At 72.0% G+C, this 17,941-nt stretch carries 20 protein-coding genes and 1 tRNA gene; 8 read left to right on the top strand and 13 right to left on the bottom strand.

Annotation, left to right across the window (positions count from 1 at the left end; genetic code table 11):
* Nucleotides 1-67: 67 nt before the first annotated feature.
* From ACSQ11_RS08100 to ACSQ11_RS08110, 3 genes are read right to left on the bottom strand one after another with little or no spacing between them, the layout of a single operon-like run.
* Nucleotides 68-1,267 (bottom strand): cysteine desulfurase-like protein, encoded by a 1,200-nt coding sequence (locus ACSQ11_RS08100; protein ID WP_436004627.1) that lies wholly within the window; start codon nt 1,265-1,267, stop codon nt 68-70.
* A gap of 3 nt (nt 1,268-1,270) precedes the next feature.
* Nucleotides 1,271-2,230 (bottom strand): hypothetical protein, encoded by a 960-nt coding sequence (locus ACSQ11_RS08105; RefSeq protein WP_436004628.1) that lies wholly within the window; start codon nt 2,228-2,230, stop codon nt 1,271-1,273.
* Between the two features lie 11 nt (nt 2,231-2,241).
* The gene (locus ACSQ11_RS08110) at nt 2,242-3,678 is read right to left on the bottom strand and encodes a GuaB1 family IMP dehydrogenase-related protein (RefSeq protein ID WP_436004629.1); all 1,437 of its coding nucleotides are present in this window, start codon (nt 3,676-3,678) and stop codon (nt 2,242-2,244) included.
* 40 nt (nt 3,679-3,718) lie between these two features.
* Here ACSQ11_RS08110 and ACSQ11_RS08115 point away from each other — a divergent pair, with 40 nt between their 5' ends.
* Nucleotides 3,719-4,972, top strand: coding sequence for a DUF445 domain-containing protein (locus ACSQ11_RS08115; protein ID WP_436004630.1), 1,254 nt, complete (start codon nt 3,719-3,721; stop codon nt 4,970-4,972).
* A 76-nt stretch (nt 4,973-5,048) separates the two neighbouring features.
* On the opposite strand, the gene ACSQ11_RS08120 is transcribed toward ACSQ11_RS08115, so the two are convergent.
* The 3 genes from ACSQ11_RS08120 to ACSQ11_RS08130 form a co-directional block, all read right to left on the bottom strand.
* The gene (locus ACSQ11_RS08120) at nt 5,049-5,555 is read right to left on the bottom strand and encodes a hypothetical protein (RefSeq protein WP_436004631.1); all 507 of its coding nucleotides are present in this window, start codon (nt 5,553-5,555) and stop codon (nt 5,049-5,051) included.
* A 128-nt stretch (nt 5,556-5,683) separates the two neighbouring features.
* Nucleotides 5,684-6,463: a DUF1295 domain-containing protein gene (locus ACSQ11_RS08125; RefSeq protein WP_436004632.1), complete on the bottom strand. Its 780-nt coding sequence runs from the start codon at nt 6,461-6,463 to the stop codon at nt 5,684-5,686.
* Nucleotides 6,463-7,752 (bottom strand): class I SAM-dependent methyltransferase, encoded by a 1,290-nt coding sequence (locus tag ACSQ11_RS08130; RefSeq protein ID WP_436004633.1) that lies wholly within the window; start codon nt 7,750-7,752, stop codon nt 6,463-6,465. The genes ACSQ11_RS08125 and ACSQ11_RS08130 overlap by 1 nt, the downstream gene beginning before the upstream one ends.
* Nucleotides 7,753-7,836: 84 nt before the next feature.
* Between ACSQ11_RS08130 and ACSQ11_RS08135 the strand changes: the two genes are divergently transcribed.
* Genes ACSQ11_RS08135 through ACSQ11_RS08145 form a run of 3 tightly spaced genes read left to right on the top strand, consistent with a single transcriptional unit; the run spans nt 7,837 to nt 11,125 of the window.
* Nucleotides 7,837-9,117 carry an NAD(P)/FAD-dependent oxidoreductase gene (locus ACSQ11_RS08135; protein ID WP_436004634.1) on the top strand — a complete coding sequence of 427 codons (1,281 nt, stop codon included), beginning with the start codon at nt 7,837-7,839 and terminating at the stop codon, nt 9,115-9,117.
* Nucleotides 9,114-9,893: a DUF1365 domain-containing protein gene (locus tag ACSQ11_RS08140; RefSeq protein ID WP_436004635.1), complete on the top strand. Its 780-nt coding sequence runs from the start codon at nt 9,114-9,116 to the stop codon at nt 9,891-9,893. Before ACSQ11_RS08135 ends, ACSQ11_RS08140 begins: the two co-directional genes overlap by 4 nt.
* Nucleotides 9,890-11,125, top strand: a complete 1,236-nt coding sequence (locus ACSQ11_RS08145) for a class I SAM-dependent methyltransferase (RefSeq protein WP_436004636.1) — start codon at nt 9,890-9,892, stop codon at nt 11,123-11,125. The genes ACSQ11_RS08140 and ACSQ11_RS08145 overlap by 4 nt, the downstream gene beginning before the upstream one ends.
* A gap of 7 nt (nt 11,126-11,132) precedes the next feature.
* Here ACSQ11_RS08145 and ACSQ11_RS08150 read toward each other — a convergent pair whose 3' ends face one another.
* Nucleotides 11,133-12,128, bottom strand: a complete 996-nt coding sequence (locus tag ACSQ11_RS08150) for an NAD(P)H-binding protein (RefSeq protein WP_436004637.1) — start codon at nt 12,126-12,128, stop codon at nt 11,133-11,135.
* Between the two features lie 22 nt (nt 12,129-12,150).
* On the opposite strand from ACSQ11_RS08150, the gene ACSQ11_RS08155 reads away from it, so the two are divergent.
* From ACSQ11_RS08155 to ACSQ11_RS08165, 3 genes are all read left to right on the top strand, one after another.
* Nucleotides 12,151-12,876 carry a CPBP family intramembrane glutamic endopeptidase gene (locus ACSQ11_RS08155; protein ID WP_436004638.1) on the top strand — a complete coding sequence of 242 codons (726 nt, stop codon included), beginning with the start codon at nt 12,151-12,153 and terminating at the stop codon, nt 12,874-12,876.
* A gap of 55 nt (nt 12,877-12,931) precedes the next feature.
* On the top strand, nt 12,932-13,279 hold the full coding sequence (locus ACSQ11_RS08160; RefSeq protein ID WP_436004639.1) for a zf-TFIIB domain-containing protein: 348 nt from the start codon (nt 12,932-12,934) through the stop codon (nt 13,277-13,279).
* A gap of 82 nt (nt 13,280-13,361) precedes the next feature.
* On the top strand, nt 13,362-14,177 hold the full coding sequence (locus ACSQ11_RS08165; RefSeq protein ID WP_436004640.1) for a hypothetical protein: 816 nt from the start codon (nt 13,362-13,364) through the stop codon (nt 14,175-14,177).
* Between the two features lie 9 nt (nt 14,178-14,186).
* Here the strand turns inward: ACSQ11_RS08165 and ACSQ11_RS08170 are convergent, their stop codons facing one another.
* From ACSQ11_RS08170 to ACSQ11_RS08195, 6 genes are all read right to left on the bottom strand, one after another.
* Nucleotides 14,187-14,621 (bottom strand): hypothetical protein, encoded by a 435-nt coding sequence (locus tag ACSQ11_RS08170; protein WP_436004641.1) that lies wholly within the window; start codon nt 14,619-14,621, stop codon nt 14,187-14,189.
* A 215-nt stretch (nt 14,622-14,836) separates the two neighbouring features.
* Nucleotides 14,837-14,909, bottom strand: a tRNA-Lys gene (locus ACSQ11_RS08175).
* Nucleotides 14,910-14,993: 84 nt separating this feature from the next.
* Nucleotides 14,994-15,419, bottom strand: a complete 426-nt coding sequence (locus ACSQ11_RS08180) for an Imm70 family immunity protein (RefSeq protein WP_436004642.1) — start codon at nt 15,417-15,419, stop codon at nt 14,994-14,996.
* Nucleotides 15,416-15,676, bottom strand: coding sequence for a hypothetical protein (locus tag ACSQ11_RS08185; protein WP_436004643.1), 261 nt, complete (start codon nt 15,674-15,676; stop codon nt 15,416-15,418). Before ACSQ11_RS08185 ends, ACSQ11_RS08180 begins: the two co-directional genes overlap by 4 nt.
* Complete coding sequence (locus ACSQ11_RS08190) at nt 15,673-16,095, bottom strand: DUF1810 domain-containing protein (RefSeq protein ID WP_436004644.1); 423 nt, start codon at nt 16,093-16,095, stop codon at nt 15,673-15,675. Before ACSQ11_RS08190 ends, ACSQ11_RS08185 begins: the two co-directional genes overlap by 4 nt.
* Nucleotides 16,086-16,985, bottom strand: coding sequence for a crotonase/enoyl-CoA hydratase family protein (locus ACSQ11_RS08195; RefSeq protein ID WP_436004645.1), 900 nt, complete (start codon nt 16,983-16,985; stop codon nt 16,086-16,088). Before ACSQ11_RS08195 ends, ACSQ11_RS08190 begins: the two co-directional genes overlap by 10 nt.
* A gap of 29 nt (nt 16,986-17,014) precedes the next feature.
* Here ACSQ11_RS08195 and ACSQ11_RS08200 point away from each other — a divergent pair, with 29 nt between their 5' ends.
* Nucleotides 17,015-17,656, top strand: coding sequence for a hypothetical protein (locus ACSQ11_RS08200; protein ID WP_436004646.1), 642 nt, complete (start codon nt 17,015-17,017; stop codon nt 17,654-17,656).
* The last annotated feature ends 285 nt before the right edge of the window (nt 17,657-17,941 follow it).

Raw genomic sequence — 17,941 nt, forward strand, 5'->3', positions numbered from 1 at the left:
CTCGCGTCGTCGCCCGCACATCCGGGCCCGACAACGCGAGATGGTCCCGACAGCCCGACGACGGCGGTCAGGCCAGGGCGGCGACCCCGGCCAGCAGTCGGTCGATGTCGTCGTCGTCGGTGTACGGCGCCAGCCCGACCCGGACGCCGCCCTCGTCGCCGAGGCCGAGGTGGCGTGACGCCTCGATCGCGTAGAAGTGCGACGCCGGCGCGTTGACCCCACCCTCGGCCAGGGCGTGCCGCACCTCCTGCGGCGTCATCCCCTCGACGGTGAAGAGCAGGGTGGGCGTGCGCTTGCGCGCGTTCGAGAAGAGGCGGACGGACGGCATACCGCGAAGTCCGTCCTCGAGCCGCGACAGGAGACGGTGCTCGTGCTCCTCGAGCGCCTCGAAGCCGGCGAGGATGCGCTCGCGGCGGGTCCCGGTCGCCGACGGGTCGAGGGTGGCGAGGACGTCGACCGCGGCGGTGGTGCCCGCGAGAAGCTCGTAGGGCAGGGTGCCGAGCTCGAACCGTTCGGGCACAGCGTTGCTCGACGGCAGCAGCTTGTCCATCGTCAACGTCTCGAGCAGCTCGGGCGCGGCCGCGACGACCCCGATGTGCGGCCCGAGGAACTTGTAGGGCGAGCACGTCCAGAAGTCGACGCCGAGCGACGGCAGGTCGACCGACGCGTGCGCCGTCGCGTGCACCCCGTCGACCCAGTGGAGGGCGCCGACCTCGTGCACGGCTCGGGCGATCTTGCACACCGGCGGCTTGGTCCCGATGAGGTTCGACGCAGCGGTTGTCGCAACGAGCCGGGTCCGGTCGGTGATCAGCGACGTCACCGCGTCGGAGTGCATCTCGCCGGTGTCGGGCTCGAAGTCGGCCCACTTCACGACGGCGCCCACGGACTCGGCCGCCTGCACCCAGGGCCGGATGTTGGAGTCGTGGTCCAGCCGAGTGACGACGACCTCGTCGCCGGGCTTCCATGTCCTGGCCAGTGCCCGCGACAGGTCGTAGGTCAGCGCCGTCGCGCTGCGCCCGAACACCACACCACGGGGGTCGGCACCGAGCAGGTCGGCCATCGCGGCCCGGGCGTCGGTGACGACGGCCTCGGCCCGCTTCTCGCTCGCCGTGATGTCGCCGCGGTTGGAGATCGCGGACACGAGCGTGTCGCGCACGGCCTCCGCGACCGGGGTCGGGGTCTGCGAGCCACCGGGCCCGTCGAAGTGGGCCGCGCCCTCACGCAGCGCGGGGAAGAGCTCTCGGACAGCGGCCACGTCGTACGTCATGGCTCAACGTTGCCACGTGTAGCGCCGGACCACGTCGCCATCGCGCACGGTGAGACCGTCGTCGTCCACGCGCAGCGCGCGCAGTGGGTCACCACCCACGACCCGGCCCGTATGCCGGCCGCCCACCTCGAGCGTCCGCCTCCCGTCCCCGAACGGCCACCACCACACGCGAGTGCGGGTCGGGTCGACCGATGCGGAGTCCTGTTGCGCCGAGGGCGGTCCGCCGCCGGCGCACGGTCCCGGCGCCGAGCTCGTCGACGAACGGTCCAGCGAGGTGAACGTGGTCCGCCGGCACTGACCGCCGTCCTCGGCGCTCAGGGTGAGGGTGCCGTCGCGACCCACCGACGCCGCGGCGGGCGGCCGCAGGACGACCCGGCTCGACGTGGGGTCGACGAGGACCACGGTGCCATCGGGTGTGGGCAGGGCGCCCACGGTGGGCAGGTTGCCGTCGGCGCCGATGACGGGGGCCTGCGTGCCCGAGGCGGTCGGCTGCGGGGTCTGCCACGACTCCTTGCCCGAGGGCCCGACGCCGACGAGGCGGCACGCCACCGGAGTCCCGCCGCACGCCTGGACGACCGTCGTGGTCGCGTCGGCCGCCACGAGGGTGAGCCGATGGGCCGGCGGGCCCTGCCAGGTCCACCGCGAGCCGCCGTCGAGACCGGCGCCGTCGAGGGTGGGGCGCCCACCGGCGTCGCGCAGGATGAGCAGCCGGCCGGCGCCGATCGCCCGGGTGCCGCCCGTCACCGAGCCGAGGGTGATCCGCGTGCCGGTGACGAGGTCGATGGCGACGTTGGAGTCGGACGCCACGAGGGCCCGGCCGCCGAGCACCTCGCCGTCGACCGCCGAGGTCTCCCAGCTGCCCTCGAGCCCTTCGGTCCCCGGGGTCGTGAGCCAGCCGACGACGACGGTGACGGCGACCACGAGCGCCGCGAGGACGGCATACGCGGCCGTGCGACGGGACACCACGCGCAGGGTCACCAGGACTGGTGCAGCGGTCGTCCCTCGGCGAAGCCGGCGGTGCTCTGGAGGCCGACGGTGGCGCGCTCGTGGAACTCGGCCAGCGTGCGGGCGCCGGCATAGGTGCACGAGCTCCGCAGCCCGGCGATGATCTCGTCGATGACGTCCTCGACCGACGGCCGGGCCGGGTCGACGAACATGCGGGCGGTGCTGATGCCCTCCTCGAACATGGCCTTGCGGGCGCGTTCGTAGGCGGTGTCGGTGGCGGTGCGGTTGCGCACGGCTCGCGAGGAGGCCATGCCGAAGGACTCCTTGAACTGGCGGCCCTTCTCGTCGGTGAAGAGGTCACCGGGCGACTCGAGCGTCCCGGCGAACCACGAGCCGATCATGACGTTGGACGCACCTGCGGCCAGGGCGAGGGCGACGTCGCGGGGATGGCGCACACCACCGTCGGCCCACACGTGCTTGCCGAGCTCGCGTGCGGCAGCGGCGCACTCGAGCACGGCGGAGAACTGCGGCCGTCCGACGGCGGTCATCATCCGGGTGGTGCACATGGCGCCCGGCCCGACCCCGACCTTGACGATGTCGGCACCGGCCTCGATGAGGTCCCGCGTCCCTCTGGCGCTCACGACGTTGCCGGCGACCACGGGCACCTGCGGGTCGAGGTCACGGACCGCCTTGAGGGCCTCGAGCATCTTGGCCTGGTGTCCGTGGGCCGTGTCGATGACGAGGACGTCGGCGCCGGCGTCGAGCAGCTGCGCGGCCTTGGCGGCGACGTCACCGTTGATGCCGACGGCGGCGCCGATGCGCAGGGCACCGTCGGCGTCGATGGCGGGGGAGTAGAGGTTGGCGCGCAGGGCGCCCTGCCGGGTGAGGACCCCGACGAGGGTGCCATCGGCCGCGACGACCGGGGCGAGGCGGCGCCGGCTGTCGCTGAGGGTGTCGAAGGCCGCGACGACGTCGACGTCGTCCTGCACGGTGACGAGCTCGCGCGACATGACGTCGTGGACCTGGACGAAGCGGTCGACCCCGCTGAGGTCCTTCTCGGTGACGAGACCGACCGGACGGTCGCCCTCGGTGACGACCGCGGCGCCGTGGGCACGCTTGCCGAGGAGGACCTGGGCCTCGCCGACCGTCGTGTGCGGGTCGAGGGTGATCGCCGTGTCGAAGACGAGGTGGCGCTGCTTGGTCCAGCCGATGACCTCGCTCACGACCTCGACCGGGATGTCCTGCGGGATGATCGTCAGCGCGCCCCGGCGGGCGGTCGTCTCGGCCATCCGGCGGCCGGCGATGGCGGTCATGTTGGCGACGACGAGCGGGATCGTCGTGCCCGTGCCGTCGTCGGAGCTGAGGTCGACGTCGAGCCGGCTCGTGACGTCGGACTGGTTGGGGACCATGAAGACGTCGTCGTAGGTGAGGTCGAGCTGGGGCTGGAGGCCGTTGAGGAAATGCACGGTCCCAGTTTAGGAGGCGCCGTGTAGCAGGATCGTGCTCGTGAGCCTCCTCGCCCCGTCACCGGCCGACGCCCAGCGTCGCGTGGGCCTGCGCCGCATGCGCGCGGTCGCCCTCTCCCTCCTCGTCCTCGCGGCGATCGTGTATGCCGTGACGCTCCGTCACGAGACCGGCTGGCTGGGCTACGTCAACGCGGGTGCGGAGGCGGCGATGGTCGGCGCACTCGCCGACTGGTTCGCGGTGACCGCGCTGTTCCGGCACCCGCTCGGCCTGCCGGTCCCGCACACGGCGATCATCCCCAAGCGCAAGAACGAGATCGGGCGCAACCTCCAGGACTTCGTCACCGAGAACTTCCTCACCGACGAGATCGCCCGCGAGCGTCTCGCGGCGGCACACGTGGGGGAGCGGCTGGGCACGTGGCTGTCCGCCCCGGCGCACCGCAAGCGCGTCATGACCGAGGTCGTGCGCGTCTCGCGGGCGGGGCTCGCGCGGCTGTCCGACGAGGACGTGCGCGAGGTCATCGAGGACTTCCTGCTGCCCCGCCTGGCCACGGAGCCGATCAGCCCGATCGCCGGCTCGCTGCTCGAGGGGGTCGTCGACGAGAGGACGCACCACGGCTTGGTCGACCTCGGCCTCGAGCAGCTGCACGACTGGTTGCGGGACAGCCCCGGCACGTTCGCGTCGGTCATCGGCGAGCGGGCGCCGTGGTGGTCGCCGCCATGGGTCGACGACAAGGTCATCGGCTGGAGCTACCAGCAGGTGCTGGGCTGGCTCCGCGACATCCGCGAGACCCCGCAGCACCCGGCCCGGGTCGCCCTCGACGACCTGCTCGTCCGGCTGGCCCACGACCTCCAGTCCGACCCCGAGGTCATGGATCGGGCCGAGTCGCTCAAGGAGCGCCTACTCCTGCACCGCCAGGTCCCGGACACGGTCGTCGGGCTGTGGCGCTCCTTCGCCGCCGCGCTCGAGACGGCGATGGACGACCCCGAGTCCTACTTCCACGTCCGCGGGGACGAGCTGCTCGAGCACCTCGGCCGCCACCTCGTCGAGGACGAGCCGTGGCGCTCGCGCCTCGAGGGCCACCTGGGCGAGGCTGTCTCGTTCTTCGTCAACACCTACGGCTCCGAGCTCGCCGAGGTCATCTCGGTGACTGTCGACCAGTGGGACGGGCGCGAGGCCGCCGAGCGGATCGAGCTGCACGTCGGCCGCGACCTCCAGTTCATCCGGATCAACGGCACCATCGTCGGCGCCCTCGCCGGCATCGTCATCCACGCCGTGGCCTCCGTCGCCGCCTGACCCCGGGCGTCCCGGGGGCGCACGCACGACACCCCGCACGCCTGACGGCATGCGGGGTGTCGGTCGGTCCCAGGAGTCAGACGTCGCGGCGGACGTCGTCCCGCTCGTGGCGGCCGGGAAGGTCGTCACGGTCGATCCGTCCGTCGCCGTCGCCGACACCGTCGCGGTCGCGGCCGGCCACGTCGTCACGGTCGCGGCCGGCCACGTCGTCACGGTCGCGTCGACCGTCGCCGTCGACGTCCACGTCCGGGTCGATCTCGTCGGCGCGCTGGAGCTTCTCGTCGTACTCGGAGCGGGCCGCAGCCGCGGTCTCACCGCGTCGGGCGCCCTCGGTCTCGAGCTTCTCGGCCTCGGCAAGCTTCTGCTCCGCCTCCGCGCGCGCCTGGGCGGCCTTGGCCTCGGCCTCCGCCGCGTGCGCCTCACGCTCCCGCACGACGCGCGAGTGCTCCTGCGCCTCCTCGCGGATCTCTCCGGCCTCCTGGCGACGCGACTCCTGCTGACGCCGGCGCATCTGTGGGACGAGCAGCAGCACCAGGGCGATCAGCACGACCGCTGCGATGACCCACCACCAGATCGGGTCCATTCGGATCACTCTCCTTCGATGACGTGAGGGTTTGCCCTCGTCTCGAACGTAGTGACGATCCGGCGCCCCGAACGTGGGGTGCGTACCCCAAAAGTGGCGCTGAGCAGGGAGGATCCCTGGGGCGAGGCTCAGGAGCGCTTCGGCGGGAGCGGGAAGAACATCGACGTGCGCTTCATGTACTCGGGGTAGCCGGGTCGTTTGGCCATCTCGGACTCGAGCAGCCGGGCGCCTGTCGCGAACGCGAGGAAGTAGGTCATGATCGCCGGCGAGAACACCGTGAGCACGGCCGGCCACACCTCGGCCGCGATGACCCACAGACCCCACCAGACCGCGCTGTCGCCGAAGTAGTTCGGGTGCCGCGTCCAGCCCCACAGTCCGCGGTCCATGATCCGGCCCTTGTTGCCGGGGTCCGCCTTGAACCGCGCCAGCTGCGCGTCGCCGATGGCCTCGAAGCCGACCCCCACGACGAAGACGACGAACCCGAGCGCCGCGACCCAGCCCAGCGGCCTGCTGTCCGCGGCCGCCGCCACCTGCAGCGGCATGGAGACGAGCCATGCCGCGAGGCCCTGGACGAGGAAGACGCGACGGACGGCATACGAGAAGCGCTTCTCCGGCGGGGCCGCGGAGAGGAGCTTGTCGTAGCGGGGGTCCTCACCCGAGCCGAGCGCCCGGCGGCGGATGTGCCACGCGAGCCGCACGCCCCACACCGTGACGAGGACGGCGAGCAGGAGCGAGCGAGGGCCGGCGCCGACCAGCGTGCAGACCCAGGCGATCGCCACGAAGACGAGGCCCCAGGCGATGTCGACGACGCTGACCTTGCCGAGGCGACGGGCGACGAGCGCCGTGACGGTCATGACGACGGCGGACGTGAGGAGCGAGAGGAGGGTGACGACGAGGAAGCGGCCCATCAGCGCACCGTCTCATGCGCGAGCGCCGGACCGCCCGGGCGGCGCGCGAGGATCTGGTCGACGCCCATGCGCCCGTCCCGGAACGCCTGGCCGCCACCGACGAGGTAGAGCCGCCAGACCCGCGCGACCTCCTCACCGACGAGGTCGACCACGGCCGCCCAGTTCTTCTCGAACGTGTCGAGCCAGGCGTCGACGGTCCAGACGTAGTGCTCGCGCATGGCGTGCACGTCACGCACCTCGAGCCCGCCTGCCTCGATCAGCTCGACGGTCTCGCCGACGGGACGCATGTGCATGTCCGGGGCGATGAACGACTCGATGAACGGGCCACCGCCGGGGTGGCGCCCCCGGCGCGACATCTGCTGCACGAGGACGTGGCCGCCGGGCTTGACGGCCTCGCGCAGGACCGAGACGTAGGTCGGGTAGTTGCCCTGCCCCACGTGCTCGCCCATCTCGATCGACGCCACGGCGTCATAGGGGCCGTCGGCCACGTCGCGGTAGTCCTGCAGCCGGATCTCGACGAGGTCCTCGAGTCCGCGCTCGCGGACCCGCTCGTCGATGAACTTCTTCTGCTCGGCCGCGATGGTCACACCGGTGACGCGGGCGCCGAAGTGCTCCGCGGCATACAGGGACAGCGAGCCCCAGCCACAGCCCACGTCGAGGAAGCGCGACCCCTCGGTGAGACCGATCTTGCGACAGACGAGGTCGAGCTTGGCCGCCTGCGCTGCCTCGAGCGACTGGCCCGAGTCCGACGGCGCGTCGCTGAACCACGCCGACGAGTAGGCCATGTGCGGGTCGAGCAGGAGCTCGTAGAACGCGTTGGAGAGGTCGTAGTGGTGGCTGATCGCCGAGCGGTCGCGCCCGATCGAGTGCAGCCGGCCGCGCAGCCGGGCCTGGCTGGCGGGCGGGTCGAGGGGGCGTCCGAGCACCCCGAGCTCGCGGGCCAGCGCGACGAGGCGCGGCGCCGACCGGGCGAGGGCGCGCACGTCGACGCTGGTGACCCCGCGCTCCGACAGGGCGGCGCGCGCAGCGTCCAGCGCCTCGCCGACGTCCCCCTCGATGTCGAGCTCGCCGGTGACGTAGGCCTGCGCGGCTCCGAGCTCTCCCGGCGACCAGAGGAGCCGCTGGAGTGCCCTTGGCGATCGGAGGACCAGGACCGGCCCCTCCACCGGCCCTGCCCGTGAGCCGTCCCAGACCCTGAGCCCCACGGGCAGTGGCCCACGCAGGAGGGGAACGAGTGCGTCGGCGATACGCAGGGCGAGATCGGGTGACGAAGTGCTCACGGTCGACATTCGGAGACCCCTTTGGCGTGGATTGGACCGGCGGGCAGCGAAGATGGACCCAATCCAAACGCACCAGCGCCACGAATGGACGGCATGACCTCGACTGACGCTGCACCACGCACTGCCGTCGTCGGCTCCGGAGTGTCCGGGCTGACGGCTGCCCACGTGCTCTCGCAGCAGCACCGCGTCACCCTCTTCGAGTCCGACGACCGGCTCGGCGGGCACGCCCACACCCACACGATCACGTCCGGCGACGGCGAGGTCCGCGTCGACTCGGGCTTCATCGTCCACAACGACCGGACCTACCCGCACCTGCAGCGGCTCTTCGCCGACCTGGGGATCGAGGTCCGCGACACCGAGATGTCGATGTCGATCCTCGACCCCGCGTCCGGTCTGCAGTACGCCGGTGGCCGCGGGATCACCGGGTTCCTCGCCCGCCCGCGTCAGCTCCTCTCGCGCGACTTCCTCACGATGCTCCGGTCCGTCCGCCGCTTCCACCACGAGGCGGCGGACTTCCTCGCCGCGACCGACGACGAGGACCAGACGACCTACGGCGAGTTCATCGCGGCGCGCACCTTCCCGGACAGCTTCGTCGAGCTGTATGCCGTCCCGCTCGTCTCGTGCGTGTGGTCCAGCGGCCGCGGCGACGCGATGGACTACCCCGCGCGCTACCTGTTCCAGTTCCTCGAGCACCACGGGATGCTCAGCGTCACCGGCTCGCCGCAGTGGCGCACGGTGGTCGGCGGGTCCGCGACCTACGTCGAGGCCCTCGCCGCGCGCCTCGGCGACGTCCGCCGCGGGCACGGCGTCCTGTCGATCGAGCGCGACGACGACGGAGTCACCGTGACGACCCGCTCCGGCGCCGAGCGCTTCGACCACGTCGTCGTCGCCACCCACGCCGACGACGCCCTCGCCCTGCTCGTCGACGCCACCCCGGCCGAGAAGGAGATCCTCGGCGCCTTCCGCTACTCGCGCAACGAGACCGTCCTGCACCGCGACGACTCGCTGCTGCCGTCGGCGCGCTGGGCCCGCGCCTCGTGGAACTACCGCGTCGCCCGCCCCGGTCACGACGTCGGGACGACGGGGCCGGTCGTCACCTACGACATGACCCGGCTCATGGGGTTGCCGGCTGCCGACCCGCTCTACGTCACGCTCAACGCGACGGCGCTCATCGACCCGGCCACCGTCGTCGCGGTCATGGACTATGCCCATCCCATCCACGACCTCGCCGCCGTCCGCGCCCAGCGCCGCCGCGACGAGATCACCACGGCCCGCACGGCCTTCGCCGGGGCGCACTGGGGCTGGGGGTTCCACGAGGACGGCTGCCGCTCCGGTGTCGAGGCGGCGCACGCACTCGGAGTGCGGTGGTCATGACCGAGGTCCGTCCCCGCGTCGTCGACCAGGCGATCACGCTCCCCGTCCTCCCGGCGCTCGTCGTCGGACAGGTCCACCACGTCCGGCACACGCCGATGCGCCACGCGTTCACCCACCGGCACTACCAGTGGCTCGTCGACCTCGACGCACCGCCGCGGCTGCCGGTGTGGCTGCGTCCGCTCGCGTCCTTCCGTCCCGAGGACCACCTCGCCGGCTCCGCGAGCCTGCCCGAGCTCAAGGCGAACGTCCTGCGCTGCCTCGAGCGCGAGGGCATACCTGCTGACGGCGTGACGCGGGTCGTCGCGCTGACGCACGCCCGCGTCCTCGGGCACGTCTTCGACCCGATGACCGCGTACTGGTGCCTCACCGCCGACGGCGCGCTGCGCGGGGTCGTCGTCGAGGTGCACAACACCTACGGAGGACGGCACGCGTATGCCGTCCGCCCCGATCCCCGTGGTGCGGCCTCCGTGGACAAGGACTTCTACGTCTCTCCGTTCAACGACACGTCCGGCGAGTACTCGATCCGCTTCCACCTCGACGCCGAGCGGGTGTCGGTCGGCATCCGCCTGCACCGCGAGGGCGAGCTCGTCCTCACCGCCGTCGTCGACGGCGCGCTCGTCCCGGCCACGTCGTCGTCGGTCGTGCGCACCGTCGCCCGCCACCCCCTCATGCCCCAGCGGGTGAGCGCCCTGATCCGGATGCACGGCATCCGCCTCTGGGCCCGCCGCCTCCCCGTCCAGCCCCGCCCTGCCAACACCCAGGAGAGCGTCCGATGACCTCCGAGACCCTGCCCTCGCTCGAGATCCCCACTCCGCGAACCCTGTTCACCCGCGGCGCCGTCGCGCGCACCCTCGTCCACAAGATCGTCGCCGGCGTCCCCGTCCGACTGCGCTACCCCGACGGCTCGCACGTGGGTGGCGGTGGCGACGGTGCCCCGACGCTCGAGGTGGTCCGACCCGCGTCGCTCTACCGCCGGGTCGAGCAGCACCCCAAGATCGGGCTCGGTGAGGCCTACATGGCCGGCGACTGGCACGCCGCCCACGGCACCGACCTCGCGCAGGCCCTGCTGCCGTTCGCGGCGCGGATGGGTCGGCTGCTGCCCAAGCCGGTGCTGTCCCTGCGCCGGATCGTGGACCGTGCGCTGCCCGCCGGCACCCGCAACACCCTCGTCGGCAGCCGCGCCAACATCGAGGCTCACTACGACCTGTCCAACGACCTCTTCGCGGCGTTCCTCGACCCGACGATGTCCTACTCGTCGGCCCTGTTCGACCACTCGCGGCCGCTCGCCGACCAGGACCTCGTCGAGGCGCAGCACCGCAAGATCGACGCCATCCTCGACTCGGCCGGCGTGACCTCCGGGTCGCGGGTCCTCGAGATCGGCACGGGCTGGGGCGAGCTGGCGTTGCGCGCAGCGGCCCGGGGCGCCGACGTCCTGTCCATCACCCTGTCGCGCGAGCAGCAGGCGCTGGCCCGCGAGCGGATCGCCGCGGCCGGGCTCTCCCACCGGGTCGAGGTGCGCCTCCAGGACTACCGCGAGGTGACGGGCGAGTTCGACGCCGTGGTCTCGGTCGAGATGATCGAGGCCGTCGGTGAGGAGTACTGGCCGACCTACTTCTCGGCGATCGACGCGCTGCTCGCTCCGGGCGGGACGGCCGTCGTCCAGGCGATCCTCATGGGTCACGACCGCTACCTCGCCACCCGCAACAGCTACGGGTGGATCCAGAAGTACATCTTTCCAGGTGGCCTCATCCCCTCGCTCGACGCGATCTCGGAGGTGACCGGACGGCATACGGATCTGCGAGTGCGTGGCGTGCTGGCGTTCGGCGGCGACTACGCCGAGACGTTGCGCCGCTGGCGGATGCGCTTCCTCGAGGCGTGGCCGCAGATCGAGGGTGGCAGCTTCGACGAGACGTTCAAGCGCATGTGGGAGTTCTACCTCGCCTACTGCGAGGCCGGGTTCGCGTCGGGCTACCTCGACGTCGCCCAGGTGACGATGCGCCGCGACTGAGCCTGGCTCAGCCGGCCCAGTCGGGGTCGGCCGCGGTGAGCCGGGCCGGGTCGACCGTGCCCGGCTCGGGGCGGTCCTTGGCGGTGCCGCCGAGAGCCGCGCGGACGGCGTCGTCGAAGCCGGTCTTGCCGCCCTCGGGATCGCCGACGGCGTCGTCGATGTCGTGCTCTTGGCAGACGACCTCGTGGATGAGGCTGCCCACCAACGGTTTGGCGATGCCCGACGGCACCGGGGTGACGAAGCCGACCCAGTGGCTCGCGAGCCCCGGGGTGAGTACCGGGACCGTGCGGATGGTGCGCGACCGGAGCCCCGCCACGGTCGCGTAGCGCTGGATCATCTCGCGGTAGGTGAGGACCTCGGGGCCGCCGATGTCGAAGGTCCGGTTGACCTCGCCCTCGAGGGTCGCGGCCCCGACGAGGTAGTGCAGGACGTCCGCGATGGCGATCGGCTGGATCCGGTTGTTGACCCACTTCGGGGTCACCATGACCGGGAGCTTCTTGGTGAGGTGGCGCAGCATCTCGAACGACGCCGACCCGGAACCGAGGATGATCGCGGCCTGGAGGACGACGGTCGGCACGCCCGAGGCCATGAGGAGGTCACCCACCTCGACGCGTGACGCGAGGTGCGCCGACAGGTGGCCCGAGCTCGGGTGCAGCCCGGACAGGTAGACGATGCGGCCGACGCCGGCGCCCTGAGCGGCGAGTCCGAAGGTCCGTGCCAGCTCGCGGTCGCGCTCCTCGAAGTCGTCCTTGCCGTCCATCGAGTGCAGGAGGTAGTAGGCGACGTCGATGCCCTCGAGCGCCGTCTCGAGGTCCTGGCGCGACGTGGCGTCGCCCTCGACCACCTCGACGTCGTCGGCCCACTTGCGGGCGCGGAGCCGGTCCGCCGACCGCGTGAGCACGCGCACCCGCAGCCCGGCCTCGAGGAGCACGGGTACGAGACGGGACCCGATGTAGCCGGTCGCGCCCGTCACGAGGACATGGGGCTGCTGGGAGGAAGTCATCTGTGGCATCGTCTCACCCGTCATGGCGAATCCGGTGGTTGAACTGCGGAGATTCCTAAACGCTGCCCTCGTGGAGCCGGTGCCACGCGACCACACCGAGAGCGACGCGGCCTTCCGCCGCCGGCGCATCGTCGCCGCCGTCACCCTCGTCGTCGGTCTCGCCGTCAACGCGTGGGCGCTGCGCATCGAGCCGGGCAACAACCTCTTCTACCCGGCGACCCTCGCCCTCGCGGCCGTGTGGGCCTTCGGGGCACTGATGTCCGGCCCGCTGCACCTCGGCTGGGCCCACACCCGCGCCGGTGACCGGCCGAGCCGCTCGGTGGTCCAGTCGCTCGTCCTCGGAGCGATGCTGCTCGGCCTCTTCCTCGTCGGCGCCGTCGTCGTCGCGCGGATCCCGGTCCTGCGCGAGCCGGTCGACCGGCTGCTCGACCACGCCCGCTTCGGCTCGCTCGCGGTGGTGGCCGTCATCACCGCGATCAACGGCGTCGCCGAGGAGCTCTTCTACCGCGGTTCGCTCTTCGCGGCCGTCGGCCGCAAGCACGCAGTCCTCGTCACGACGGTCGTCTACGCCTTGGTGTGTGCGGGCTCGGGCATCCCCCTGCTCGTCCTCGCGGCGGCGCTCGTCGGCGCGGTGGTCGGCCTCCAGCGGCGCGTCACGGGCGGGATCCTCGGGCCGATCGTCACGCACCTCACGTGGTCGCTCGGCATGCTCTTCCTGCTCCCCGTCGTGCTCGACGCCGCCCGCTGACGAACTCGTCGGAGCGGTTCGGGACGATTTCGCCGGGTCGGTCGTTGGGTGGGGCATGAGCACCCTCACCTGCCCCAAGTGCGGCTCCGAGATGCGCAGCTACGAACGCAACCAGGTGCACGTCGACCAGTGCACCGGCTGCGGCGGGCTCTTCCTCGACCGCGGCGAGCTCGAGGCGCTCGTCAACGCCGAGACCGCCTACTACCAGCCGCCGGCCCAGCAGGCTCCGCCGCAGCAGGCAGCGGCACCTCAGCAGCCGGCATACGGCAACGACCCGTACCGGCAGCCCGCGGCACAGCACTACGGCCAGGCTCCGCGCTACTCGTCCTCGCCCGGCAAGGGCTACTACGGCCAGCCCGGGTACCGCCGCAAGAAGTCCTTCCTCGGCGAGCTCTTCGACTGATCTGCGAGGCGCCCGGCGCCACCGACTCGCAGGCCCCCGTTGACGTCTGGTCAGCGGGGGTTTGTCGTGCCACTCTTCCTCCATGAGCACCGGGGTGGGGGAGGTCGCGGCGGGGGCCGCGACGCTGCAGGAACGACGGTTCGGCGCGTGGCGGGAGCGGCTGGTGGTCGCCCTCGGTGGAGCGGTGGTCGCCGTCGTGGCAGTCCTGCTCGTCATGTCGTGGTCGACCGGGCTGCGCGCGTCGACGTTCCAGCAGCTGCAGTCCGACATCGCGGACGGCTCGGTCCAGCAGTGGTATGCGGCCGAGCGGTTCGAGTCCGGACCGCTCGACGTGAGGCAGGCACCGGCGTCCACGGTCCGTGGCGACCTCGACGAGGGCTCCGAGGGTGTCTACCTGCCGCCGGCGGGCGACCCGCTCGGCGGCATCCTCGTCTGGCGCACGTGGGGCGAGCCCGGGTGGCGCGTCGCCTCGGAGTCGGGCGTCTCGAACGCGGCTGACGGCGACCAGGAGGCGGCGACCGAGGTGTCCACGGCCCTCGTCGGTCAGCTGCGCGCCGCCCAAGTCCCGATGAAGCCCTACGAGTTCTCCGACGGGGGCTGGGTCAGCGGCGCCGTGACGTTCGGTGGTTTGGCGCTCTTCGTGTTCCTCGTCGCTGGCCCCTCGCCGCGGGTGGGGACGCGGTGGTTCTGGTTCTGGGTGGTGCTCACCCTCCCGGCCGCCTCCGGCGTCGTCGCGTATGCCGTCCTCGAGCTCATCGGGCTCCGTCGCCGCCCGGACCGGCCCCTCGACCGGCGGATCAGTGGACTGCGCGGCTTCCTCGGTTCGATCCTCGTCTCGATGGTGGTTCTCGCCGTGGCGCACACGTTGCGCGACAACGGAGTTCCGCTGCCACTCTGAAAGCCGGGCTCACACTTCGCCGGGGGTGGCCTCGTGGCCCGGGCGGTCGTGGGTGCGACGCTCCTGCTTCATCTCGGCCTCGAAGACGTGACGCCGTCCGTCCATGAGGGCGTCGCGCACGCGGCGGTCGTGCTCGCGGAAGGCCGCGTAGTAGCCGTCGTCGAACTCCTCGACGATCTGGAACGTCCACCGTCCGGCGAGCACGTTGCGCCCCACGAGGTCGGTCTCGATCTCGTCGGCGATGTCGCCGTGGCCGGCCTCGCGCAGCTTGTCGACGGCCTCGCCGAGGGTGAGGTCGGCGCGACCGAGGTTGCGGTGGAAGGCGTAGAGCGAACCTCGGGCCTCCTCGATGACCTCGAACGCCTCCGACAGCTTGCCGACCGCCTCGACGGTGGCGTCGGTGGTCCCCTCGGGGCGGGTGTGGGCGTCGTCGACGGACTTCATGGACCCGATGCTAGGTCGCGCTGCACGCTCAGGAGCGGGTGCGCCTCGGCCCCGTGTCAGGCCGGGCCCGCCGCAGGAGCGGTGAGGTCTTCGCGGCCCGAGCACACCGAGTGGGGGACTCGTCGGTGCCGCGTGCTCGACGCCGAGTGGCACGAGTGGAGTGCTGGCGCCTACCGCCCCGCAGCCGCTTGGTAGGTCCACTCATGAGCAGTCGGTAGGCCCCGTGGGACTCGAACCCACAACCTACGGATTAAAAGTCCGCAGCTCTGCCAATTGAGCTAGAGGCCCGCGCGAACCGTCGGGTCCGCACGTGCGCAGACGATACCGGGCGCCGACCGAGCGCCCCGGGGCAGTTGACGCGGGTCAGTCCTGCTACTGGAACTCGATCGGCCGCTGGTGCGACTCCGCCGTCGCCACGAGGTCGGCGAGCCGCTCGAGCAGGGGCTCACCGTCCACGTCGATGAAGCAGTCGGCCAGGGTCGCCGGTGCGACGCCCTGACGACGGGCGACGTCGGCCTGCCAGGAGCCAAGCTCGAAGGCGACGGCCTCTGCCTGGGCCAGACCGTGCCGGATCACGTCCACCTCCTGCCCGAGCAGGGGAAGCGTCTCGGTGTCCCAGACGGGTCCGTTGTCGGGGACGGTCATGAGCGTGGGGAAGCGTGATCCCCACTCACCGTCCTCGAGAGTCCGGCACACGGCCTCCCGCAGGGTCATGAAGTCGCCGTAGGACCCGACATTGATCCCGTCGAGCTCGACGTCGACGTCGTCCGACGCGAACACCGCGAGGTAGAGGCTCATCCGGTCCGCCGATCGACCCTGATGGACGCCTTGTGGTCGCGGATGAACTGGGTCAGGTCGCGCGAGAGTCGCGTGCCCTTCGGCACCACGACCACGAGCCGCTGACCGGCGTCCTCGGCCAAGGCCGTGAGGACGCGGATCTGGTAGGTGCACCGCAGCCGACTGACGTTCTTGATGAGGTGGGGCCAGTTGTCCTTGACGGCGTCGGGACGCGCCCCGCGAGGGACCTGCCCCGACGTGTGCGGAATGCCTGTCACAGCAGCGCGAGGGTGGCCGGGTCGGGCTCGCCGTCGAAGTACTTGTCGAGCACACCGTCGAACAGCGCACGGTCGAGCTCGACCTCCGCGGCGCGCGAGAACAGCGTCATCGACGACCGGAGCTTCACCGCGTCGATGCTGCCGAAAACGGCGACCGGGTCCGAGCCGGTGAGCTCGAGAAGCACCTCGGCACACTCGCGCAACCGCTGTCCGAGAACGGGATCCGCGAGGTAGGCGCGTGCCTCGTCCAGGCCCGACACGGCATACCTGTGGGCCATCTCGCTCCGTCCGAGGCCGGCGACCTGCGGCAGGACGAACCACATCCAGTGGCTCGTCTTGCGGCCGCGCCGCAGCTCGGCGAGCGCTGTGGCGTACGTGCCGCCCGCGTCCTGGGCCTCGACGAACCGGTTCAGCTCCATGGGACCCACTCGGGCAGGTCGCGCGAGGCCGCCGACGTGAACTCGGGCGCACGCTTCTCGCGGAACGCGGCGACGCCCTCGCGCCCGTCGTGCACGCTCGTCCACCACATCGCGAGCGAGTCGACGCGGTGCGCCTCGAGCGGGTGCGGCTGCGCCGCGTTGCGCCACATCATCTGCCGGGTGAGCGCCGTGGCGACCGGTGAGCGTCCCGAGACGAAGCGACGTGCGAGCCCGTATGCCGTGTCCAGCAACGCTTCCGGCTCCACCACCGAGCGGAGCAGGCCGCCGTCGAGGGCCTCCTCCGCGCTGAGGATGTCGGCGGCATAGGTCCACTCGAGGGCGCGCGAGACGCCGACGAGGCGCGGCAGGAACCACGACGAGCACGCCTCCGGGACGATGCCGAGCCGCCCGAAGACGAACCCGATCCGCGCCGCCGTCGAGGCGATCCTCACGTCCATCGGCAGCGTCATCGTCGCGCCGATGCCGACGGCGGGGCCGTTGATGGCCGCGATGACCGGCTTGGTGCAGTCGTAGATCGCCAGGGCCACGCGACCACCCGTGTCGCGCACACCGTCCTCGATCTCGGGAGAGTCGAGCCGCTGCGTCATGTCGTCGAGGGTCGGGGCGAGCGACTCGTCGAGCCCGAAGACGTTGCCCTCGCGGGAGAGGTCCATCCCGGCGCAGAACGCTCGGCCGGCACCGGTCACGACGACCGCAGCGACCGTGTCGTCCTCGTTGACCCGACGAAACGCGTCCTCCAGCTCGCGGGCCATCGTCACCGTGAACGCGTTGAGCGCATCCGGCCGGTCGAGGGTGAGTGTGAGGATGCCGTCGGGTGAGACCTCCCACCGCAGCGTCTCGTAGGTCCGCGGGTCATCGGTGCCGGTCATGACCCCAACGTAGAGGGCAGGATGGACGGGTGACAGACAGCGGACGCAACCTGCCGCGGCGGCCGGTCCACTTCGGCCCGGACGCCCTCGAGGCCCACGGCGGCACCCTGCCCGGGCCGGCGGAGGTCACCGAGATCGCCCACCAGACCGCAGCCGTCCTCGTGGGGACCGGCCGCGCCGCCGCGGACCCCACGGTCACCTCCCGCCTCGTCGCCCTCGTCGACGACCTCGGCCTCTCGACGGTGGCCGACCTCTGGGCGGGCCGGCCGGCGCGAAGCCTGCCCGGATCCCTGTGGCGCCTCTACGCCCTGCGCGAGTGGGTGCGGCGCCAGCCTGTGGAGGCGAGCCGTCAGTACGCGGCCGGCATCCGGTTCACCGACGTGGCGCACGCCGTCGCCGGGGTCGCCGAGCCGCCCGGCCCCGACGAGGTGCAGGCGCTCGCGGACGAGATCCTCACCGGGGTCTTCGCCGGGGACCTCGCGGTGGCGCTGGAACGGGCCGCGGCCTTCGCGGCGGTCATCGCCGCAGGTCGGGCGGACCTCGCGCACGACCGCGACGTCACGGACCCGGGCGGCGCCGGGGCCCTCACGACGAGCGCCGTGGCGATGCAGCGCACGGGCGAGGACCTCGTGGCCTGCGCCCGCCTGTGGCGCGCCGACGAGCTCGACTGAGCCGGACGGCATACGCGAGCATCGCGGTGGGACGGCACGCCCCGACCGGGCGGGACGGCATACTGGGAGGCCCGTTCGGGAACAGACTTCGGGCACCGGCGCGTTAGGCTCTGGTGGTGGTGCCGGACCGCGGCAGCCCCGGGTCCCAAATTCAGCCGCTACGAGCGGCCACGCGCCGTGAGGCGCTCCCGGTCCGGCACCACTTCACTCCCCGGCCGAGCTGGCGCGGAACCCCGTCCGTCACACGCGTACCAACGGGTACGGACCGGCCAACGGCGGGTGAAC

The organism is Knoellia sp. LjRoot47, assembly GCF_964253435.1.
Taxonomy (GTDB): Bacteria; Actinomycetota; Actinomycetes; order Actinomycetales; family Dermatophilaceae; genus Knoellia.

What these genes read in the sequence shown, in the direction of transcription:
- ACSQ11_RS08100 (WP_436004627.1), bottom strand. Translation starts at nt 1,267, where the DNA reads ATGACGTACGACGTGGCCGCTGTCCGAGAGCTCTTCCCCGCGCTGCGT.
- ACSQ11_RS08120 (WP_436004631.1), bottom strand. Translation starts at nt 5,555, where the DNA reads ATGGACCCGATCTGGTGGTGGGTCATCGCAGCGGTCGTGCTGATCGCC.
- ACSQ11_RS08125 (WP_436004632.1), bottom strand. Translation starts at nt 6,463, where the DNA reads ATGGGCCGCTTCCTCGTCGTCACCCTCCTCTCGCTCCTCACGTCCGCC.
- ACSQ11_RS08130 (WP_436004633.1), bottom strand. Translation starts at nt 7,752, where the DNA reads ATGTCGACCGTGAGCACTTCGTCACCCGATCTCGCCCTGCGTATCGCC.
- ACSQ11_RS08135 (WP_436004634.1), top strand. Translation starts at nt 7,837, where the DNA reads ATGACCTCGACTGACGCTGCACCACGCACTGCCGTCGTCGGCTCCGGA.
- ACSQ11_RS08140 (WP_436004635.1), top strand. Translation starts at nt 9,114, where the DNA reads ATGACCGAGGTCCGTCCCCGCGTCGTCGACCAGGCGATCACGCTCCCC.
- ACSQ11_RS08145 (WP_436004636.1), top strand. Translation starts at nt 9,890, where the DNA reads ATGACCTCCGAGACCCTGCCCTCGCTCGAGATCCCCACTCCGCGAACC.
- ACSQ11_RS08150 (WP_436004637.1), bottom strand. Translation starts at nt 12,128, where the DNA reads ATGACTTCCTCCCAGCAGCCCCATGTCCTCGTGACGGGCGCGACCGGC.
- ACSQ11_RS08155 (WP_436004638.1), top strand. Translation starts at nt 12,151, where the DNA reads ATGGCGAATCCGGTGGTTGAACTGCGGAGATTCCTAAACGCTGCCCTC.
- ACSQ11_RS08160 (WP_436004639.1), top strand. Translation starts at nt 12,932, where the DNA reads ATGAGCACCCTCACCTGCCCCAAGTGCGGCTCCGAGATGCGCAGCTAC.
- ACSQ11_RS08165 (WP_436004640.1), top strand. Translation starts at nt 13,362, where the DNA reads ATGAGCACCGGGGTGGGGGAGGTCGCGGCGGGGGCCGCGACGCTGCAG.
- ACSQ11_RS08170 (WP_436004641.1), bottom strand. Translation starts at nt 14,621, where the DNA reads ATGAAGTCCGTCGACGACGCCCACACCCGCCCCGAGGGGACCACCGAC.
- ACSQ11_RS08180 (WP_436004642.1), bottom strand. Translation starts at nt 15,419, where the DNA reads ATGAGCCTCTACCTCGCGGTGTTCGCGTCGGACGACGTCGACGTCGAG.
- ACSQ11_RS08190 (WP_436004644.1), bottom strand. Translation starts at nt 16,095, where the DNA reads ATGGAGCTGAACCGGTTCGTCGAGGCCCAGGACGCGGGCGGCACGTAC.
- ACSQ11_RS08195 (WP_436004645.1), bottom strand. Translation starts at nt 16,985, where the DNA reads ATGACCGGCACCGATGACCCGCGGACCTACGAGACGCTGCGGTGGGAG.